Annotated in this window: 21 protein-coding genes; 6 read left to right on the top strand and 15 right to left on the bottom strand. The window is 49.0% G+C overall.

The annotated features are described in order from the left end of the window. Positions 1–15: 15 nt before the first annotated feature. The 4 genes from exaC to dusA all read right to left on the bottom strand — a co-directional run bounded on the left by exaC (position 16) and on the right by dusA (position 4,004). Positions 16–1,524, bottom strand: a complete 1,509-nt coding sequence (gene exaC / locus BZG82_RS06830; protein ID WP_077480296.1) for an acetaldehyde dehydrogenase ExaC — start codon at positions 1,522–1,524, stop codon at positions 16–18. A 212-nt stretch (positions 1,525–1,736) separates the two neighbouring features. Next, positions 1,737–2,381: a TIGR04219 family outer membrane beta-barrel protein gene (locus tag BZG82_RS06825; protein WP_077480295.1), complete on the bottom strand. Its 645-nt coding sequence runs from the start codon at positions 2,379–2,381 to the stop codon at positions 1,737–1,739. Positions 2,382–2,550: 169 nt separating this feature from the next. Beyond that, positions 2,551–2,814 carry an envelope stress response protein PspG gene (gene pspG / locus BZG82_RS06820; protein WP_069589681.1) on the bottom strand — a complete coding sequence of 88 codons (264 nt, stop codon included), beginning with the start codon at positions 2,812–2,814 and terminating at the stop codon, positions 2,551–2,553. 161 nt (positions 2,815–2,975) lie between these two features. After that, positions 2,976–4,004, bottom strand: a complete 1,029-nt coding sequence (dusA, locus tag BZG82_RS06815; RefSeq protein ID WP_077662821.1) for a tRNA dihydrouridine(20/20a) synthase DusA — start codon at positions 4,002–4,004, stop codon at positions 2,976–2,978. A gap of 652 nt (positions 4,005–4,656) precedes the next feature. On the opposite strand from dusA, the gene BZG82_RS06805 reads away from it, so the two are divergent. After that, positions 4,657–5,535 (top strand): ATP-binding protein, encoded by an 879-nt coding sequence (locus BZG82_RS06805; protein WP_077765459.1) that lies wholly within the window; start codon positions 4,657–4,659, stop codon positions 5,533–5,535. Then, a complete protein-coding gene (locus BZG82_RS16725) occupies positions 5,516–5,800 on the top strand; it encodes an STAS-like domain-containing protein (protein ID WP_077765458.1) in 285 nt (94 codons plus the stop codon). Before BZG82_RS06805 ends, BZG82_RS16725 begins: the two co-directional genes overlap by 20 nt. Before the next feature lie 215 nt (positions 5,801–6,015). Here BZG82_RS16725 and BZG82_RS06795 read toward each other — a convergent pair whose 3' ends face one another. The 4 genes from BZG82_RS06795 to azu form a co-directional block, all read right to left on the bottom strand. Next, positions 6,016–6,735, bottom strand: a complete 720-nt coding sequence (locus tag BZG82_RS06795; protein WP_077765457.1) for a coiled-coil domain-containing protein — start codon at positions 6,733–6,735, stop codon at positions 6,016–6,018. Positions 6,736–6,749: 14 nt separating this feature from the next. Beyond that, entirely contained in the window at positions 6,750–7,724 is a 975-nt protein-coding gene (locus BZG82_RS06790; protein ID WP_077765456.1) for a WYL domain-containing protein, read from the bottom strand. Positions 7,725–7,843: 119 nt separating this feature from the next. After that, positions 7,844–8,800, bottom strand: coding sequence for a glycosyl transferase family 90 (locus BZG82_RS06785; RefSeq protein ID WP_077765455.1), 957 nt, complete (start codon positions 8,798–8,800; stop codon positions 7,844–7,846). Positions 8,801–8,917: 117 nt separating this feature from the next. Then, positions 8,918–9,364: an azurin gene (gene azu, locus BZG82_RS06780; protein WP_069589685.1), complete on the bottom strand. Its 447-nt coding sequence runs from the start codon at positions 9,362–9,364 to the stop codon at positions 8,918–8,920. Between the two features lie 283 nt (positions 9,365–9,647). Here azu and zur point away from each other — a divergent pair, with 283 nt between their 5' ends. Both zur and BZG82_RS06770 read left to right on the top strand, forming a co-directional pair. After that, the gene (zur, locus tag BZG82_RS06775; RefSeq protein ID WP_069589686.1) at positions 9,648–10,091 is read left to right on the top strand and encodes a zinc uptake transcriptional repressor Zur; all 444 of its coding nucleotides are present in this window, start codon (positions 9,648–9,650) and stop codon (positions 10,089–10,091) included. 29 nt (positions 10,092–10,120) lie between these two features. Next, positions 10,121–10,585 carry a chemotaxis protein CheX gene (locus BZG82_RS06770; RefSeq protein ID WP_069589687.1) on the top strand — a complete coding sequence of 155 codons (465 nt, stop codon included), beginning with the start codon at positions 10,121–10,123 and terminating at the stop codon, positions 10,583–10,585. A 68-nt stretch (positions 10,586–10,653) separates the two neighbouring features. Here the strand turns inward: BZG82_RS06770 and pgi are convergent, their stop codons facing one another. Continuing rightward, positions 10,654–12,309, bottom strand: coding sequence for a glucose-6-phosphate isomerase (gene pgi, locus BZG82_RS06765; protein WP_077480292.1), 1,656 nt, complete (start codon positions 12,307–12,309; stop codon positions 10,654–10,656). A 230-nt stretch (positions 12,310–12,539) separates the two neighbouring features. Here pgi and BZG82_RS06760 point away from each other — a divergent pair, with 230 nt between their 5' ends. Beyond that, entirely contained in the window at positions 12,540–12,971 is a 432-nt protein-coding gene (locus BZG82_RS06760) for a secondary thiamine-phosphate synthase enzyme YjbQ (RefSeq protein WP_069589688.1), read from the top strand. 9 nt (positions 12,972–12,980) lie between these two features. On the opposite strand, the gene alr is transcribed toward BZG82_RS06760, so the two are convergent. Together alr and BZG82_RS06750 are read right to left on the bottom strand one after the other, a co-directional pair. After that, positions 12,981–14,111, bottom strand: a complete 1,131-nt coding sequence (gene alr, locus BZG82_RS06755) for an alanine racemase (protein WP_077765454.1) — start codon at positions 14,109–14,111, stop codon at positions 12,981–12,983. Next, positions 14,101–15,492 (bottom strand): replicative DNA helicase, encoded by a 1,392-nt coding sequence (locus tag BZG82_RS06750; protein ID WP_077765453.1) that lies wholly within the window; start codon positions 15,490–15,492, stop codon positions 14,101–14,103. The genes alr and BZG82_RS06750 overlap by 11 nt, the downstream gene beginning before the upstream one ends. A 178-nt stretch (positions 15,493–15,670) precedes the next feature. Between BZG82_RS06750 and BZG82_RS06745 the strand changes: the two genes are divergently transcribed. Further along, positions 15,671–16,432 carry a DUF481 domain-containing protein gene (locus BZG82_RS06745; protein ID WP_077765452.1) on the top strand — a complete coding sequence of 254 codons (762 nt, stop codon included), beginning with the start codon at positions 15,671–15,673 and terminating at the stop codon, positions 16,430–16,432. Positions 16,433–16,504: 72 nt separating this feature from the next. On the opposite strand, the gene rplI is transcribed toward BZG82_RS06745, so the two are convergent. From rplI to rpsF, 4 genes are read right to left on the bottom strand one after another with little or no spacing between them, the layout of a single operon-like run. Further along, on the bottom strand, positions 16,505–16,954 hold the full coding sequence (rplI, locus tag BZG82_RS06740) for a 50S ribosomal protein L9 (protein ID WP_069589694.1): 450 nt from the start codon (positions 16,952–16,954) through the stop codon (positions 16,505–16,507). A gap of 32 nt (positions 16,955–16,986) precedes the next feature. Continuing rightward, a complete protein-coding gene (gene rpsR, locus BZG82_RS06735) occupies positions 16,987–17,214 on the bottom strand; it encodes a 30S ribosomal protein S18 (RefSeq protein ID WP_069589695.1) in 228 nt (75 codons plus the stop codon). Between the two features lie 16 nt (positions 17,215–17,230). Next, positions 17,231–17,533 (bottom strand): primosomal replication protein N, encoded by a 303-nt coding sequence (priB, locus tag BZG82_RS06730; protein ID WP_069589696.1) that lies wholly within the window; start codon positions 17,531–17,533, stop codon positions 17,231–17,233. Between the two features lie 8 nt (positions 17,534–17,541). Beyond that, complete coding sequence (gene rpsF, locus BZG82_RS06725) at positions 17,542–17,958, bottom strand: 30S ribosomal protein S6 (RefSeq protein WP_069589698.1); 417 nt, start codon at positions 17,956–17,958, stop codon at positions 17,542–17,544. Between the last annotated feature and the right edge of the window lie 534 nt (positions 17,959–18,492).

The raw sequence follows: 18,492 nt of genomic DNA, 5'->3' as shown, positions 1-18,492 counted from the left end.
CACTGGTCGATTCGATCAGAAAAAACCCAGTGGATTGATGTCGTAACTGACCAGCAAGTTCTTGGTTTGCTGATAGTGGCCAAGCATCATTTTATGGGTCTCTCGTCCGATACCGGACTTTTTGTAGCCTCCAAACGCGGCATGCGCCGGATAAAGGTGATAGCAATTGGTCCAGACACGACCCGCTTGGATCGCTCTCCCCATCCGATACGCACGGTTCATATCGCGGGTCCACAGCCCTGCGCCCAACCCGTATTCGGTGTGGTTGGCAATCGCTAAAGCTTCCGCCTCATCTTTAAAGGTGGTCACCCCAATCACGGGGCCAAAAATCTCCTCTTGGAACACCCGCATATTGTTGTGCCCTTTTAATAGTGTCGGCTGCACGTAATAGCCGCCGCCCAAGTCTTGATGACTACCACCAATTAATACCTGCGCACCCTCTTCTTGACCCACTTTCAAGTAGCTCATGATCTTATCAAACTGTTCATCAGACGCTTGCGCCCCCACTTGGGTCTCGGTGTCGAGCGGGTTGCCTTGTTTGATCTTGCCTGCACGCTCAATCACGCGGGCAATAAAATCGTCGTAGATACTTTCTTGGATCAGTGCGCGTGACGGACAGGTACAGACTTCGCCTTGGTTGAAAAAGCCCAGCAGCAAGCCTTCTACCGCCTTATCGATATAGGCATCCTCTTGCTGCATCACGTCTTCAAAATAAATGTTGGGCGATTTGCCCCCCAGCTCTACGGTGGAAGGAATGAGGTTTTCTGCTGCGCAGCGCAGAATATGATGCCCCACAGGGGTGGAACCAGTGAATGCCAGTTTGGCAATCCGTGGCGATGTGGCAAGCGCTTGTCCAGCTTCGGCGCCATAACCATTGACGACGTTCACCACACCCGCAGGCAGAAGATCGCCAATTAACTCCATCAATAGCAAAATGGTGGTCGGGGTTTGCTCAGCCGGTTTTAGCACCACGCAGTTCCCTGCCGCCAGTGCGGGGGCAAGCTTCCACGATGCCATCAGCAACGGAAAGTTCCACGGTATGATTTGTCCTACCACGCCTAATGGCTCATAAATGTGGTACGCCACCGTGCCTGCATCCAACTCTGCCGCGGTGCCCTCTTGGGCACGAATACAACCGGCAAAGTAGCGGAAATGGTCGGCGCAAAGGGGAATATCGGCGGCCAAGGTTTCGCGCACGGCTTTGCCGTTCTCCCACGTTTCTGCCACCGCCAGCATTTCCAGATTCGCTTCAATACGATCAGCAATTTTTAACAAGATATTGGCGCGATCGGTTACCGAGGTTTGCCCCCACGCTGTTTTTGCTTGGTGGGCAGCGTCCAGCGCAAGGTCGATGTCTTCTGCGCTTGAACGCGGCACTTCAGCCACGGTTTCACCGGTACACGGCGATGTGTTGGCAAAATACTGCCCCTTCACGGGTGGCACCCATTCACCACCAATATAGTTCTCGTAACGCGGTTTAAACTGGACTATGGCGCCTTCGGTGCCGGGCTTTGCGTAAATCATAGCGATTCCTTATTCCATGTCAGAGTGGATGGCGGAGCAATCACTGCTATCTCCTTGCCGTGTCACAGAGGCAGCATGCCAACGTTTTTTAGTACTGGGTATTGGCGGAAAGTCGAAGTGAGAGCCATCCCACAATCGCTATTAGCCTGATTTTAACTATAAAAAAACCGCGCCTAAGCGCGGTTTCAATGTTGGGGTAACGCAACCATCGACTAAAAGTCGAGTTCTGCACCGACAAAGAAGCCCGTCAGATCCAGTTTGCCGTCATTGTTATCAAAGTAATCAAAGTCATGCTCGATCATTCGATAGCCACCACGTACGTTAAGATCGGCGGCTACTAAACCCAACTGATACTGAACACCGGCTTCGGCATCCAAGGTGCTGGTGCCATCAAACTCACCTTTGCTCACGGTCGCAAATACGAATAGTGGTGTGCCCACTAACCCGAGACGCGCATCGGCATACACATTAGGTTGCCACTCATCAAAGCTTTGGCCACCAAATTTGCCCGATTGGAAACGCTGCATATTGATGCCCGCGTCAACCGAGATAAGATCGTTGTCTAGCAGCTCGTAATACGCCACAAAGTCAATTTGATCAAAACTGACGTCAGGGTTATCCACGCTAACTGAGGTCTGGCGGATCTTCGCATTGGGGATCAGTGGTAAAGGATGTTCAATCGCGGCGTAATACGATCCTGAGGTGCTCGCATCATCGGCTTCAACATTGTTGACATCCGCATCCATGAACCAGGCATCCGCCCCTACTTTACCGCCCGCAAGGGTCGCAGCCTGAGAAGGCATGGCCATCAACGCGGTTAGCGCTGCGGCGGCAAGCGTCATTGAAGTCGTTTTCATGAAACTCTCCACATTGTCGATAAAAAAGTGTCGTCACGCGGAGGCGGCAAAGCCATGCCTTGTCGCCGGTAGATATGAATGATAGCAAGCTTTATGCCCGGATGGCGCTATTCGCATGTTTACCTGCTGGTTTCTCGTGCAGCAGGCCACATTTTTTTACCAAAAAGGCTTAGCGACGACGGTAACGCGCCCAACGACGTTCACGAACAATCACTTCTGGCTCGCCTTTGCGTTGGCGACGGTTGCGCTTGAGCAACCAGACAATCGCGGCGATCACCAACAACCAAGGCAATAGTTTAAGCAAGGTGCCAATCATGCCCGCGACCATCATGACCGCGAAGCCAGCCAACATAGCCAGCACCATTCCCATGATGCTCACACCCGTCATAAATAACACAGCCGCAAAGCCAATGAGGAATAGAATTTCGATCATTACGATCTCCTTGTCTTGATAGCGAGACAGACTTTGCAGGTTTCAGGCCAGTTTGTCACTTGGTTTTTTATCCATTTATTCAATGAGTTGCTCAGCATGCTCCGTGCCTTACCACGCATTTCGTCAAATTTATCACTAATAAGTAGTTATTTTGACCACGTTTACGCGTCCAACCAATCGTCAGGAATATGACTCATGGCGGTGGTCAGCACCTCAATTCCGGCTCCCGGTTTATGCGCATTCTCGCTGATATAACGGCGCCACTGGCGCGCGCCCGGCATGTTTTGGAATAACCCTAACATGTGACGGCTAATGTGATTAAGCTGCGCACCTTGGCGTAATTGTTGCTCGATATAGGGGAACATGCCTTCAACCACTTGGCGACGACTCACACGTGCCTGCGCGCTGCCAAACAAACGCTGATCGACATCCGCCAATAAGAAAGGATTTTGATACGCCTCACGGCCGACCATCACTCCGTCCAGATGCGCAAGGTGCTGCTCGGCTTCTTCAAGGGTTTTCACGCCACCATTAATAGCCATGACCAGATGTGGAAAGTCTTTTTTAAGCTGATACACACGCGGGTAATCCAGCGGTGGAATTTCACGATTTTCTTTGGGGCTCAGGCCTTTTAACCACGCTTTACGTGCATGAATCGTGAACATATCACAGCCGCCTTTTTCACTGACGATGCCCACAAAGTCGGTCAAAAATTCGTAGCTATCTTGCTCATCTATACCAATGCGAGTTTTCACCGTGATGGGCACATCAGTCACTTCACGCATCGCAGCCACACACTGCGCCACCAGCTCAGGCTCCGCCATTAGGCACGCCCCAAACCGCCCGTTTTGCACCCGATCTGACGGGCAACCAACGTTGAGGTTAATTTCATCATAGCCACGCTCGGCCGCCAGCTTGGCGCACGTTGCCAGATCCGCCGGATCCGATCCCCCCAGCTGCAACGCCACCGGATGCTCCTGCTCGTTGTAAGCAAGATAGTCCGCTTTACCATGAATGATCGCACCCGTGGTGACCATCTCGGTAAACAGCAAAGTATGCCCTGATAATAAGCGATGAAAATAACGGCAGTGACGATCGGTCCAATCTAGCATGGGCGCAACAGAGAAACGCTGCATCACCGTTTTTGGCGTCACATCAGGGCTGGCGGCGGTTTTGCTGGGGTTAGTCATGGTCTCGAATCTCTGCAAATTACGTTAAACGACAGTCATTTTCGACAGGCGGTACGCCGATAGTACGCCTCAGAGCAGAGGAATAAACATAGACGAACACCCGCGAATGCCTTAAATACTGAAAGGCACCACCTGTAGATACACGCAACAGGCGGACGCGGATTATACACAGAGTGCCCAATACATTTAAGCAGAATCCACATGCAGTAACTTGAGAAAACAAGCCTCCCAGTCAGTGAGAAACCAACGTCATCGGCTACAAGGTGTCAGCAAAGGTTAGTGGTAACATTGATATGTTCTTGAATAAGCGAAGTGTTTGAGGTCACACAGAGCGTACCAAACAATACTTAATCCGCACGCTGCGAATGCTTCAGCTTGTGTGCAATGCGCTGCCCATTAGAGATTTGCAGCGCGAGGAGGGCCAGCCGATTGTTTGAGAAAGGTCACTCGATCGGGTGAAGTAGCGTAAGTGACAGCCCACAGGAAGTTAAACGCGCTGTGGACGGTGTACACGGAATTGTTTCCGCATAAGTTGCATGATAAGACCTAATTCACACTAAATGTTCTTGTTCGAACAATACTCATAGAAAGCCCAGCTCTTTATACACTAGAATGTACCTTATTTTGAAATGCCCAGTATGTGAATGTATTTATGCAAAAAATTACAGATATAGAGGTGGCAGGCTGGATAAATACTCTGGCAAGAAAGCGAACTGAATGTGCGGCTGCTATCCCTCCCTTTTTAAAGCCATTTCACCTAGCTAGCATGGCGGTACAAGCCAAACGACATAACGAAAGTATCGTTATGCCAGAAGGCTCCGATTTAGCAAGATATGCATCAAGAATGAAGTTGTGGGAAGCAATTGACCAACCGCCCCCAGTATGTACAGGTGAGAGGCCAGCTGCGGGAAGGTTTTCTCCAACTAGAGTTATCAAAAATGATGACCAAGTCCATCAGGCAGCAATAGATATCTCAGAAATGTTCAAGAGCACAGGCGCCAGCGATGAAACTTGTGACTCCTTACACATAATGATTTCAGAGTTATTGGGTAACACTTGCGCTCACTCGGGAGAGCAGTCTGATATTTTTGGAATAGTCGCTGGGCAAGTATGGCAAGGAGGCAGCCTAGCACAGCTATGTATCGCTGATTGCGGACAAGGGATACGTAACTCATTGTCGACCAACCCAGACCTAACAAGTGACTTACGGACGAATAATGCTTGCAGTATTGCTGTTAAATATGGAGTAACCGGCAAACCCCATGGCCCACACCAAGGTTATGGACTAACATTAACAAATGACTTGACATTGCAGAACAACGGATGTCTAGTTATAGCCTCCCATGACGAGTACTACATGGTCAGAGAGAGCGGCATTTCTACTGGGACATTGACCACTCCATGGGAAGGCACAATGATAGTGTTCGAATGGGACATCAATACTCCACTCGATATCAATAGTGTCTACAGAGAGTGGCCGAAAAGCCCGACGGAAGAGGAGGACGATCTATATGACAACCTGTTTGATTAGTCTTCCCAGAGATTTTCAGACCTTAGCAACGAGAAAAACTGGACAGCAAGCCCGCGAACAGCTTTTGAGCCAATTGGACTCAAATAGTGTGGTAACACTAGATTTCGAGAGCTCCTCTGTCAGCCCATCGTTTGCTGATGAGTTTGTAGGTCTTCTGGCTCAAGAACTTGGACTTAAAGAATTTAGAAGCAGAATCAAGATGATCAATGTTTCTGATTCAAGTCAAACTATCATCAAGCACGTTCTGAGAAAGCGCCTAAATTAGGAACAGTCGGCTTACCCGGCTGCACTTTCTAAGGTATGTTAAATTGTTCCCGCACGTACGGTTCTGCCGTAACGATGCTCTAAGACTACACTTGATGGGTGTAGCAAACCCTCGCCCCGGCGGGGGTTTTTGTTTTTCAAAGGAGGTGATTAGGTCAAAGTTATTAGTCACATAAACGCAAATGAAAAAGCATTATAAATAATAAAAAAGACACTCTATTCTTTCTTATCTTTCTTATACAGCATGTTTGCTTGGGCGATCTCTGCGGGGTTCATACCCATACCCGTAAGAAGTGACCCGTTTTCCATAAAATTTTCGTGTCGATATAACTTCATATTATCTAGAGCTATAAAAGCATCATCTTTCTCTTTCTTTACTTCTTTTAAAAGACGCTCGCCATCTTTAACTTGATTCATCAGCTCATTGTTCTTTTTTTCATGACTTTTAATTAACTCTTCTAATTGCTCTACCTTTTTACTAAGGTCTGCCTTTTCCTTTTCGAGATAATCACGTTCCAGACGGATAGCTTCTATATCATTATCATGCTCTTTTTCAATCCTCCTAGGTGCATATTGTTCCCTAGCTTTATTGTCTGCGATTTCTTGCCTAATAGAAGAACGCTCTCGCTGCCGTTCTAACCTTATAGATTCAATCTCACTCTTCTTTTCTTCATATTTCTTTTGCCTATGCGTGTTTTTATAAATAGGGATATATAAAAAAAGAAGAGAAACAACTAAAGGAAAGGCAAAGTCCCAACCAAAATGATACGTTGACTTCACATAGCTAATTTTTGTTACAGCATCCGATTTCGACGCATAAAGATAATAAAAAACGTCCCAGTTACATATAGCTAACGAAAATGTAAAGGCACCAAGGAAAGGTTGCTTCATCCGTTCTGTTGAATGATCTAACATTGATTTTAGAATATCTAACATGGAGTCACCTTGGCCTATTCTATCTCACCGGTTTCTAATAGTTTTTCAAACTCTGGAGGTGTAATAACAAAAGCGCCTTGAGCTTTTGCTTTTTCGAGTTTTGCGGAGCTTGCTCTAACACCATAGCAAATCGCATTGAGGTTCTTAGTGACACTCTTTCGCACGACCATACCTGCCTCTTCTGCCATTTCACTCAATTGCATTTTTTCTGCTTCTGGCAAACCGGTAAACGTAATCTCAAATGCGCCGCTATTCGTACTTCGTTTTTTACGAGGTGGTCTAGATGGTTGAGGCGTTGGAGATGCTATATCTAACCTGAGAAGATTAAAGCACCAGTCTTCAAAACTATACCTCTTACCCGTTGAGAAAACTTTTTCGATACGAGCAACTTTAAAGCTACGTTCTTCACCTTCTGTATGGCAAATACCGAAAAGGTACTGCTCTTTTTTGTCATTCACACATAACTTAGTTGGAGAGATTTCTCTGTGTGACCGCTCCCCTTGACTATCAGTGTAATCGAAAGAAACATCTGCTGTGCTTCCTTCCCATAGCGTACTTAATGTTTTTTCCCAGCGAGCAATTGCCCGAGCTTTCGATTCATCTTTTTCAAAGAGAGGTTTCTCATGATGTATTGAGGAGTCTATATCACGATGAGCCTTCGCAGAATGTTTGCCTTGGGATATTGATGATTTAAGGGATAAAATCTTACTTTTGACTAGGCATGTAAACTTATATATACCAAAGCCGATCGCGCACCATAAAATAAAGCCCACTAACGATTGGACATTACTACTTTCATGGTTACTGCCGGACGGCAGTAAAAGCAAAACACCCAGAAAAGACAGGTACCCGAATCCGATGACTCTTGCCTTCCTTGTGTAAGTACGACCAAGTAAAAACCATACGAAAACAAAGGGGAAAATGATGATACCAAGTATCAGAGCGATACTAGGTCTTCGACTTTCAACAGAGTTAGCCTCATCTACCATGACGATTCCTCCCTAAACCAACTGAAAAAGCGCCTCTTTGGGCGCTAGGACACACTCAACTGTACTATATATCAGTAATCTATGCCTCTATCACTTTCTCACTTCGCATACACGCTCAGTCAAAAAGCATCGTCAGTTCGTTCTCTGACTTGCTGCGAAAGCCGAAAGTATTTCTCTGCCACTAAGTAGCTGATCACTGCTTCTTTTTGTCGGTCGCGGAATTGATTTACCCACTGATGGGCATTGTGAATGATCGCTTGTGCTTCATGCGGATAGGTGAGGTAGTAGTCGATTACTGCCTCTAGGTTGGAAAAGTCTGCGTTGACCTCAGCATAGTGAACCCCGGGGATTAATTGGCCCTCCATAAACCAAGTTTCATACTCCAGCGGCGGTGAGAGGCACAGCGAGTTGGACGACAGTATCCATTTTAAATTGGTCGCAACGTCTTTCCCTTCCACACTGAGAATAAACTTATGCTGTAGCTGCGCCTGCGGTGTTAGCGGGGCTTTTCGGTAAGCTTGGTCAATATCATTCGCGGGGCGGGTATCCCCAACATCAATGATAGGATGCGTGTAAAAGCGGCGAAGAAGTTCGCGACGCTTGTGATTAAAGCAGCGTCCACGCCATACCGCGCTATCGCGTTTTTGCCCAAACGGTACGGGATCATCAATAAATTGAAAATGGCGCACCGCATTGAGCTTGAGTAGTACGGCGTTTTGATTGTCGCCATGAATGGGACGGCTTTTTACAAAGGCTGGCGTAAGTGGCGGTTGCGTGACATCGCCACCTAAGTAATGCAAAAACAAGCCGTTGGGGAACCAGCGCATCACTCGCAATATATCTAAAAAATACACCGAGCCGTGATCTTGTCTCACTCGGCCCGTCTGATGATCGCAATATTGCTCCGACAAACAAAAAGGGGCATTCAAACGGTTGTAATAACTGATACGTTGGTCGATATCAGATTGATGCTGCTGATAAATGGGCAACAGTTGCCGGCACATCCATGTGCGATACCAATCATTAGGGATCGCATTGAGTGCCAAGTTATAACTATAGTAGCGGAGTTTTTTCACCCTCTTGCTCCGTCAATCCGTCTGCGGACATCAATTTACCGTAAAGCCTAGTCGAGCAAGATGACGAACAAATGAAACGGGCGAGAGAGCCTGTTGCTCGCTCTCTCGCGACAAGACTTATTCGATGGTGAATTTGCCTTTCATCACAGTCCAGTGGCCTGGGAAAGAGCAGAAATAGGTTAAGTCTTTGCCTTTCAGTCCTTCGGTTGAGAAGGTAATCGTGGTGCTTTCGCCGCCGCCAATCAATTTGGTATGCGCCAAGATACGATCATCGCCTTGTGGCAGGTAATCGTTATTTGGGCCGGCACCCGCGCCTTTCATGGCAATGTCTTGAAGGTTAGACGTTTCTGACAGCACCCAGTTGTGGCCCATCGAGGTCACAGGCATGGAGCCTTGGTGCTCTAGGGTTAGCGTCACTTCACTGCAGCTTGCTGGTACGGATAGCGATGTTTGATCGTAGGCCATTTTATCACCGGTGGTGACAGTTAACTCACACTCGTTGGCAGCCGCTTGCGTGGAAACAGACGCGAACGCCAGTGCGGCGAGGGCTAACAGTTTTTTCATCGGTACATACTCCTATTATGGATGTAAAGGTATGTTTTTTATGCTTGTGGCACGGTGCCATCATACGGACTCACTACAAGAAAACAGTTAGCCGATTCAAAGATCAGCAGATTGTTAACTGTTTTTATTTTGCTCAATACTGTGAGAGGTCTGATCGCGATCAAGCGATACACGTAAAGGTGTTTACAGGTGTGTGATAACGCATAGGATTAAAGACAGACAGGGTGCGCTGACCAGTGGCTATGATAAGATAACAAACTGACTGTCAGCACTTTGAGGCGCTATGACCAATACCACTGGGTTACTGCACCGCGCACAGCAGCTTTGTGAGCAGCGAGGAGTAAGGCTTACTCCACAACGTACGCGCGTTTACGAAATTATTGCCAACTACTCACGCGCCATCAGTGCCTATGAGTTGCTTGATGTGTTGCGCGAAACAGAACCACAAGCCAAACCCCCAACTGTCTATCGTGCGCTAGACTTTCTATTAGCGCAGGGGTTTGTACATAAAGTGGAGTCAACCAACAGCTACATCGCTTGTTGCCATTTGGGGCACCAAGGACATTGCTCGCAACTGTTGATTTGTGATCAATGCGGTACGGTCGAAGAGTGCCACACCGAGGAGCTGTCGGATGCATTGCGTGAAAAGGCGCAGCAAGTGGGCTTTCACGTACAACACCATGTGATTGAAACGCATGGCACATGTGCACAGTGCTTGGCTCAATAACATTGAATTGATTAGGACGGACATTCTTTATGGAAGCACAATTCGTCAACCCATTCCTGACCTCGCTGATTAACGTGCTGCAAACCATGGCACAGTTAGATATTCAGCCTGAGAAGCCTCACCTAAAGAAATCCGAGATCGCTAAAGGGGATGTTTCTGGGTTAATCGGTATGGTTGGCCCACAAACCAAAGGGTCGTTCTCAGTGACTTTTGACGAAGATATGGCGCTGGAGATCATGTTTCGCATGCTCGGTGAGCGCGCAGACTCGATCAACGAGGAAGTCACTGACATGGTGGGTGAAATCACCAATATGGTGACTGGGGGTGCCAAGCGTATTCTGTCAGAAAAAGGCTTTGAGTTTGAGATGGCCACCCCAGTGGTGGTGTCTGGTAAAGGTCATACCATCAATCACAAAAGCGATGGGCCTGTGATTATTATGCCGTTTAAATCGCCCCACGGTACGGCCTTCATTGAAATCTGCTTTGATCACTAAGACGGCACACCTCGATATAAAAACGCCGCGCAATTGCGCGGCGTTTTCTCGTTTCACCGGTTAAGCGATTACGCTTGGCGCCATTGCTTAAAGGTGTTGATCAAGCCATTGGTTGAGCTGTCATGGCTGTCGATTTCGTTATTATCGTTCAGCTCTGGCAGGATGTTGTTTGCGAGCTGTTTACCTAGCTCAACGCCCCACTGATCAAAGCTGTAGATATTCCAAATCACACCCTGAGTGAAGATTTTGTGCTCATACATCGCAATCAACGCGCCCAAAGTATATGGCGTGATTTGATTGACCAGAATAGAGTTCGTCGGACGGTTGCCCTCAAACACTTTAAACGGTGCGATCGCAGCAATTTCATCGGCTGATTTACCCGCTTTTGCTAGCTCGGCTTCCACTTGCTCTCGACCTTTACCAAATGCCAGTGCTTCGGTCTGAGCGAAGAAGTTAGCCATCAATTTAGCGTGATGATCGCCAATCGCGTTATGACTATGCACTGGAGCAATAAAGTCACATGGGATCAACTTGGTGCCTTGGTGAATCAGCTGATAAAACGCATGCTGACCATTGGTGCCCGGCTCGCCCCAGATGATTGGGCCGGTTTGATAGTCAACCGGATTACCGTTGCGGTCCACATACTTACCGTTTGATTCCATATTGCCTTGTTGGAAATAGGCAGCAAAACGGTGCATGTACTGGTCGTAAGGTAAAATCGCTTCTGATTCTGCGCCGTGGAAGTTGTTGTACCAAATACCAATCAGTGCCAACAACACCGGCATGTTCTGCGCCATCGGTGCGGTTTTGAAGTGGTTATCCATTTGGTGCGCACCGTCAAGCAGTGCAACAAAGTTGTCGTAACCTACGCCCAAACAGATAGAAAGACCAATCGCCGACCACAATGAGTAACGGCCGCCAACCCAGTCCCAGAATTCGAACATGTTGGCCGTATCGATACCAAACTCAGACACCGCTTTTGCGTTGGTAGAAAGTGCGGCAAAGTGCTTAGCCACTTGGCTTTCATCCCCGGCTGCGTTCATAAACCAGTCACGTGCTGTGTGGGCGTTGGTCATGGTTTCTTGGGTGGTGAAGGTTTTTGACGCCACCAAGAACAAGGTAGTTTCTGGATTTAGCTCTTTTAACGTTTCGGCGATATGCGTGCCATCCACGTTAGAGACAAAGTGCAGGTTCAAATGGTTTTTGTAAGCGGCAAGTGCTTCGGTCACCATGTAAGGACCAAGATCTGAGCCACCGATACCAATGTTAACCACATCTGTAATCGCTTTGCCGGTATAGCCTTTCCACTCACCACTGATCACACGCTCGGAAAACGACTGCATCTGCGCCAGTACCGCGTTCACTTTTGGCATCACATCTTCGCCATCCACCATGATAGGTGTATTGCTGCGGTTACGCAGTGCTGTATGGAGCACGGCACGATCTTCGGTGCGGTTGATCTTCTCGCCGTCAAACATCGCGCTGATCGCGTCCGCCACGCCGGTTTCATCCGCCAGTGCCAGCAGCTTGGTCAGTGTTTCTTCACTGATCAGGTTTTTGGAATAATCCAACAGAATGCTGTCTTCGAATTGGGTCGAGAAATGGGCGAATCGCTGTGGGTTGTCGGCAAAAAGATCCGCCAGTGTGTAGTCCTGTGCTTCTTCAAAGTGGGCGGTCAGTGATTGCCACGCCACGGTTTGAGTGGGATTAGTTGTCTTTAGCATCATGGTCATCCAAATCGCGTTGTGAATGCCGCTGTTAGCGTAACAGCCGGCAAGGATCCTGTAGTGTCTCAGCGTCACCACGCTGTTCGCGGTGGCAATTGGAGTAATATTACATAATCACAGCCAGATTCTCACATGCAATTGCTGTGAGAGGGTTGCGATTAATCATAGAATAGTTGGATAAGCCTTGAGCTTTTCGCTCACGACGAGGATCACAACAAGGACTGCTTATGTGGTATCAAACTGAAATTCAATTGCGCCCACGTCCGCGGGGCTTTCACCTGATTACCGACGACATTGTCTCGGCACTGCCTATCCTCGATGAGATTGATATCGGGATGGTACAGGTGTTTATCAAGCATACGTCGGCGAGTTTGACCTTGAATGAAAATGCGGACCCCACGGTGCGCCAAGATATGGAAGCGCACTTTAACCACTCAGTGCCAGAACGCGCGCCCTATTATCAGCATACCTATGAAGGCGATGATGACATGCCGGCGCACCTTAAAGCATCGTTGCTAGGCGCAAGCGTCACGGTTCCCATCAGCCAAGGTCGACTTAATCTCGGTACATGGCAAGGGATTTATCTGGGTGAGCATCGCGATCATGGCGGTACACGCACCTTGGTGGTCACTGTGCAAGGTGCGCCCCGTACCGCTTAACATGAAAAGCTACACCGCGGCGTCATCGGCCGCGTTCAAGGGAAGATATTGACGAGGCACGCGGCCGGTGACTTGGCACACTAATTCATAACCAATGGTATCGACCAAGCGGGCAATGCGCTCAACAGGAAGCTCAGGCCCCCACAGGACCGCTTCATCACCCACTTTATCGGTCGCATCTGGGCCCAGATCAACGGTGATCATATCCATCGATACGCGCCCAGCCAGGGGCACTTCGCGACCATTCAGCCAAACAGGGGTACCGTCAGGTGCAGAGCGTGGGTAGCCATCGCCATAGCCGATCGCAATCACGCCAATCAAGGTATCGCGCGAACTGCGCCAACGCGCACCATAGCCTACCGGCTCGCCCGCTTTCAGTTCGCGAACGGCCATCACCCGGGACGTCAATCGCATTGCCGGTTTTAGGCCCAACTGTTCGCCGGTGAGTTCAATTCGCGACGAAATGCCATATAGACAAATGCCGGGACGCACCCAGTCAAAATGACTTTGCGGCCAAAACAAGGTCCCTGAGGAGGCTGCCAGCGACCGCTCTCCGCTTAGCCCTTCCGTCACCTCTATGAAGGTGTCTATCTGTGCTTGCGTAATCGGATTATCCAGCTCGTCCGCACAGCCAAAGTGACTGAGAAAGCCAATGTCAGCGGCCACATTGTCACAAGCATTAAGAGCGGCGAGTGCTTCCGGCACTTGCTCAGGCTGGAAACCTAAGCGGTGCATGCCTGAGTCAACTTTTAACCACACGGGTAACGGCTCACTTAACGAGGCTTGGGTCAGCATCGCTACTTGCTCTTTACAATGCACGGTTGCCGTCAATTGATGCGTGACCAATAACGGCAGTTCATCCGCTTCATAAAATCCTTCCAGCAAGACGATGGGCAATTGGATCCCGGCACGACGTAACGTCAATGCTTCTTCCACCCGTGCTACACCGAAGGCATCGCTAAACGGGGCCAAGGTGGTGGCAACAGACGCGAGCCCATGCCCGTAACCATCGGACTTCACCACCGTCATCACTTTACTGTTAGGCGCTTTACGGCGCATCACTTGGATGTTGTGCACCATCGCCTCGGGATCAATCAAGGCACGAGCTGCATTGGTCATGGTAGACAGATCACTCATCATCAAACGCGGGTCCTGCATAGTTATCAAATCGCGAATACTGCCCTTGGAAGGTGAGACGCACACTACCAATCGGACCGTTACGCTGTTTACCAATCAGGATTTCCGCAATCCCTTTCATCGCACTTTCTGGGTTGTAGACTTCGTCTCGGTAAATAAACATGATCAAGTCGGCATCCTGCTCAATGGCGCCCGATTCACGTAAGTCCGAGTTAACTGGGCGTTTATCCGCCCGTTGCTCCAACGAGCGGTTCAGCTGCGATAGCGCCACTACAGGCACGTTCAGCTCTTTCGCGAGCGCTTTGAGCGAGCGAGAAATTTCGGCGATTTCAAGGGTTCGGTTTTCTTGTAAACCCGGTACACGCATCAATTGCAGGTAGTCGACCATGATCATGCTCAGACCGCCATGTTCACGTGCAACGCGACGAGCTCGCGAACGCACATCGGTCGGTGTCAGACCGGAGCTGTCATCGATGTACATGTTCTTTTTCTGCATCAAGATCCCCATCGATGAGGAGATGCGCGCCCAGTCCTCATCATCAAGCTGACCGGTCCGGATCTTAGTTTGATCGACGCGCGAGAGCGAGGCCAACATACGCATCATCAGCTGTTCAGCCGGCATCTCGAGCGAGAAGATCAACACGGGTTTTTCTTGGTCCATCGCCGCGTTTTCACACAAGTTCATCGCAAAGGTGGTTTTACCCATCGATGGACGTGCTGCGACAATGATTAAATCAGACGGCTGTAGGCCGGCAGTTTTTTTGTTCAGGTCAGTAAAGCCCGTCGATACGCCCGTGACACCATCTTGCGGTGACTTAAAGAGCTCTTCAATGCGCTCCAGTGTTTTGCTCAGCACCGAGTCAATATGCTGCGGCCCTTCGTTTTCACTGGTTCGAGATTCGGCAATCGCAAACACCTTGCTCTCGGCCATATCGAGCAGATCTTCCGAGCTACGCCCTTGCGTGTCATAGCCCGCATCGGCGATTTCATTGGCGACCCCAATCAGATTACGCACCATGGCACGCTCTCGCACAATATCGGCGTAAGCAATAATGTTGGCCGCACTTGGGGTGTTTTTCGCCAACTCCGCCAAGTAAGCAAAACCGCCCACATCGTCGAGCTTGCCCGCTTTTTCAAGGTGCTCAGAGAGGGTGATCAAATCTAGTGGCTTGCCTTCATCGAGCAAGGTCTTGGTCGCATCGAAAATTAATCGATGGGGGCGACTGTAAAAGTCATGGCTGACGACTTTTTCCGCAACCGCATCCCAGCGCTCGTTATCCAACATCAAGCCACCCAGCACGGACTGCTCGGCTTCAATGGAATGTGGCGGCACTTTGAGGTTAGCGACTTGTTGATCTTTTGCGGGTTTACGATTGTCTGCCATAACGAACTCACCTATTACTGATGGGCGCCATTATACCCGCTGTCCTAGCGAGACGCTGCCCTGTCAGCCATTTTTTTCCAAACGCTGAATAATCACCGCGGATTTTAACCCAAATTTGACCGCTTCAACGCTGACGATCCCTATCATAGCGCGCCTGAGACAGTGTGAGGGTAAAGCCATGAAATCTGTTTATACGCCGCTTTGGATCTCACTATGTGTCGCGTGTATCAGTCCTGCCTATGCAACCGAGCAAGACGACACGCCAAGGTCACCTTGGTCATCCGATATTTCCATCGGTTATCAACGTCTGGGCGGCAATGCCGATTCACAAACGATCAACAGTGAGTTAAACGGCCAATACCAAATCGAACAATACAGTTATCAAGCCAGCGTCAGTCTGCTGCAGGTTGAAAAAGACGGCGAAGAGGACAAACGCAAAACGGAGTTCGAATCCCAAGCCAATATGAAGCTTAGCGCGCAAAGCTATGCGCTGCTGAACGCCACGTACGTCGCTGACCGTTATGGCCCTTACTTTGACGACTTTATGCTCGCAACCGGTCTTGGCTACCAATGGATCGAGCGTGACGCATTAAGTGTCAGCACAGAGATAGGTCCCGGTTTTCGTTACCAACGGCCAAATTTGGACGAAATTGATGACGATGATCTGATCATGCCCTATTCGGTCAGTGAGCCTGTCGTCCGCGCTCAAGCCAAATGGCAGTGGCGTTTTTTAGATAATGCCAGTATCGAGGGACGCACACAGGTGGTGTCTGGGGAAAGCAATACCAGTGTGGAAGGCGTGTTGTCGCTAGCTACCACCATTACCGAAAAGCTTTCAATTAAGCTGACGGGAAAACAAAACTACATGAGTGAAGTGCCACCGGGGCTGAAGCACAAAGACAGTGTGTTTACGGTCGGATTACGGTATCAGTGGCTTTAACGGTTATCTGTTCACAGGCATAAAAAAAGCCAGCCTTATCGGCTGGCTCTTTCACAAACATTGTCTTGGCAATTACGCAGCAACAACGTTCACTTTTACGGTTGCGAATACGTCAGAGTGCAGTTGCACGCTGATTTCGTACTCACCAGTGTTGCGCAGTGCGCCTTCTGGTAGACGAACTTCGCTCTTCGCGATTTCAACGCCTGCTGCAGTTACAGCGTCAGCGATGTCACGAGTACCGATAGAACCGAACAGCTTGCCTTCGTCGCCCGCTTTAGATGCGATCTCAACCGCTTCTAGCGCTTCAACTTTCTCAGCACGCGCTTGAGCAGCAGCCAGTTGCTCAGCAACTTTTGCTTCTAGCTCAGCACGACGTGCTTCGAAGTGTTCGATGTTTGATTTGGTTGCCATAACAGCCTTACCTTGTGGGATAAGGAAGTTACGCGCGTAACCAGACTTAACAGTTACCTGATCACCTAGGCCACCCAGGTTACCGATTTTATCAAGTAGAATAACTTGCATTCTTCAATCCTCTCTAACGTGGACAGTTCCGATTACTGATGCTTGTCAGTGTACGGCAGCAGGGCCAGGTAACGAGCGCGCTTGATAGCACGAGCCAGTTGACGCTGGTACTTAGCACGAGTACCAGTGATACGGCTAGGTACAATCTTACCAGATTCGGTAATGTAGTTTTTTAGAGTCGCTACATCTTTGTAGTCGATCTCTTGTACGCCTTCTGCAGTGAAACGGCAGAATTTACGACGACGGAAGAAACGTGCCATGGGCTTATCTCCTGATCTAAATGTCTATAATGTGGTCGGCATGCAATACCAATTTTCCCTCGCCTTGTCGGCTGGTCTGGTAAGCGAGAAAACCGCTTACCTTGATATGGCTGCCTAAAGCTAAATCGTGAGTCTGTTGTGTTGACCCTTGCCCGCTTACCACCACCGGCAGACGACAATACACCTGACGGGGAAGGTTCGCTTCGAGTTGCGTGGAACGATGCTCTAACACAAAGTGGCAGTGCGGGATCCCTGCAGGGCTCTGGCGGTGGACCGGAGCTTTACTGATAACACCAGCAAGTTCCAATCGATTGGTCATCACAGCAATTACTCAGCAGCGCTCTCGCCTTCAGCTTTCGCTTCTGGTTTCGCTTCTGCACGCTCTTCGCGCTCAGGGCGATCTTCACGCTTAGCAGTACGCTCTTCTTTAGCCTTCATCATGACAGATGGCTCAGTGATAGCGTCTTTGGTACGCATGATCATGTTACGGATCACAGCGTCGTTGAAGCGGAACGTGCTTTCTAGCTCGTCAATCACAGATTGCTCAGCTTCTACGTTCATCAGAACATAGTGTGCTTTGTGCAGTTTGTTGATTGGGTAAGCCAGTTGACGACGGCCCCAGTCTTCTAGACGGTGGATTTGACCACCCGCATCTTTGATAGACGCAGTGTAACGCTCGATCATGCCAGCAACTTGCTCGCTCTGATCAGGGTGCACCATGAATACGATTTCGTAATGACGCATTGAGTTGCTCCTTACGGATTAATCAGCTTCCACAATTGGCCCGGTCGTCCAGCGGAAGCAAGGAACGAAAAATAAAAGACCGAGAATCAGGCGCGAGATAGTACAGAATTGCAGCGCCATTAGCAAACAGATTTTCTCTTCATCGGCTCACCTTGCTGTCATCCTGTCACAACCAAACCAAAACGCCTCGCGACCTGTTCGATTATGGTCACTTCAATTCGTGTTTACTCGCACGACACAACCACTTAATTTGCGAAAAACAACAACTTACTGATAACAATTGGCGTGACATTGCGCCAAAAAACATGACGCATAGCAAAAAAATCAGGAAATCAACCCTGAAAATTGTCAAGTTTGTTTAAGTTTCAACCAACATCACGCTATTGATGCACTTCTTTTTTACCAATAATTAATTTCTGAACCCGCGCTCAAATTATTGCACTTCCGCCTCCATTTCTTGGCATCAATTGCCCAACATAGCGGTTTTATTGCCTATTGTTGATACTTAAGTCACCTATACAGGCAAAAAAGTAA

The sequence above is a fragment of the Salinivibrio sp. PR5 genome (genome assembly GCF_001996085.1).
GTDB classification, from domain to species: Bacteria; Pseudomonadota; Gammaproteobacteria; order Enterobacterales; family Vibrionaceae; genus Salinivibrio; species Salinivibrio proteolyticus.
The sequence above is the reverse complement of the archived record's forward strand: the minus strand, read 5'-3'. Positions and strand labels throughout refer to the sequence as shown.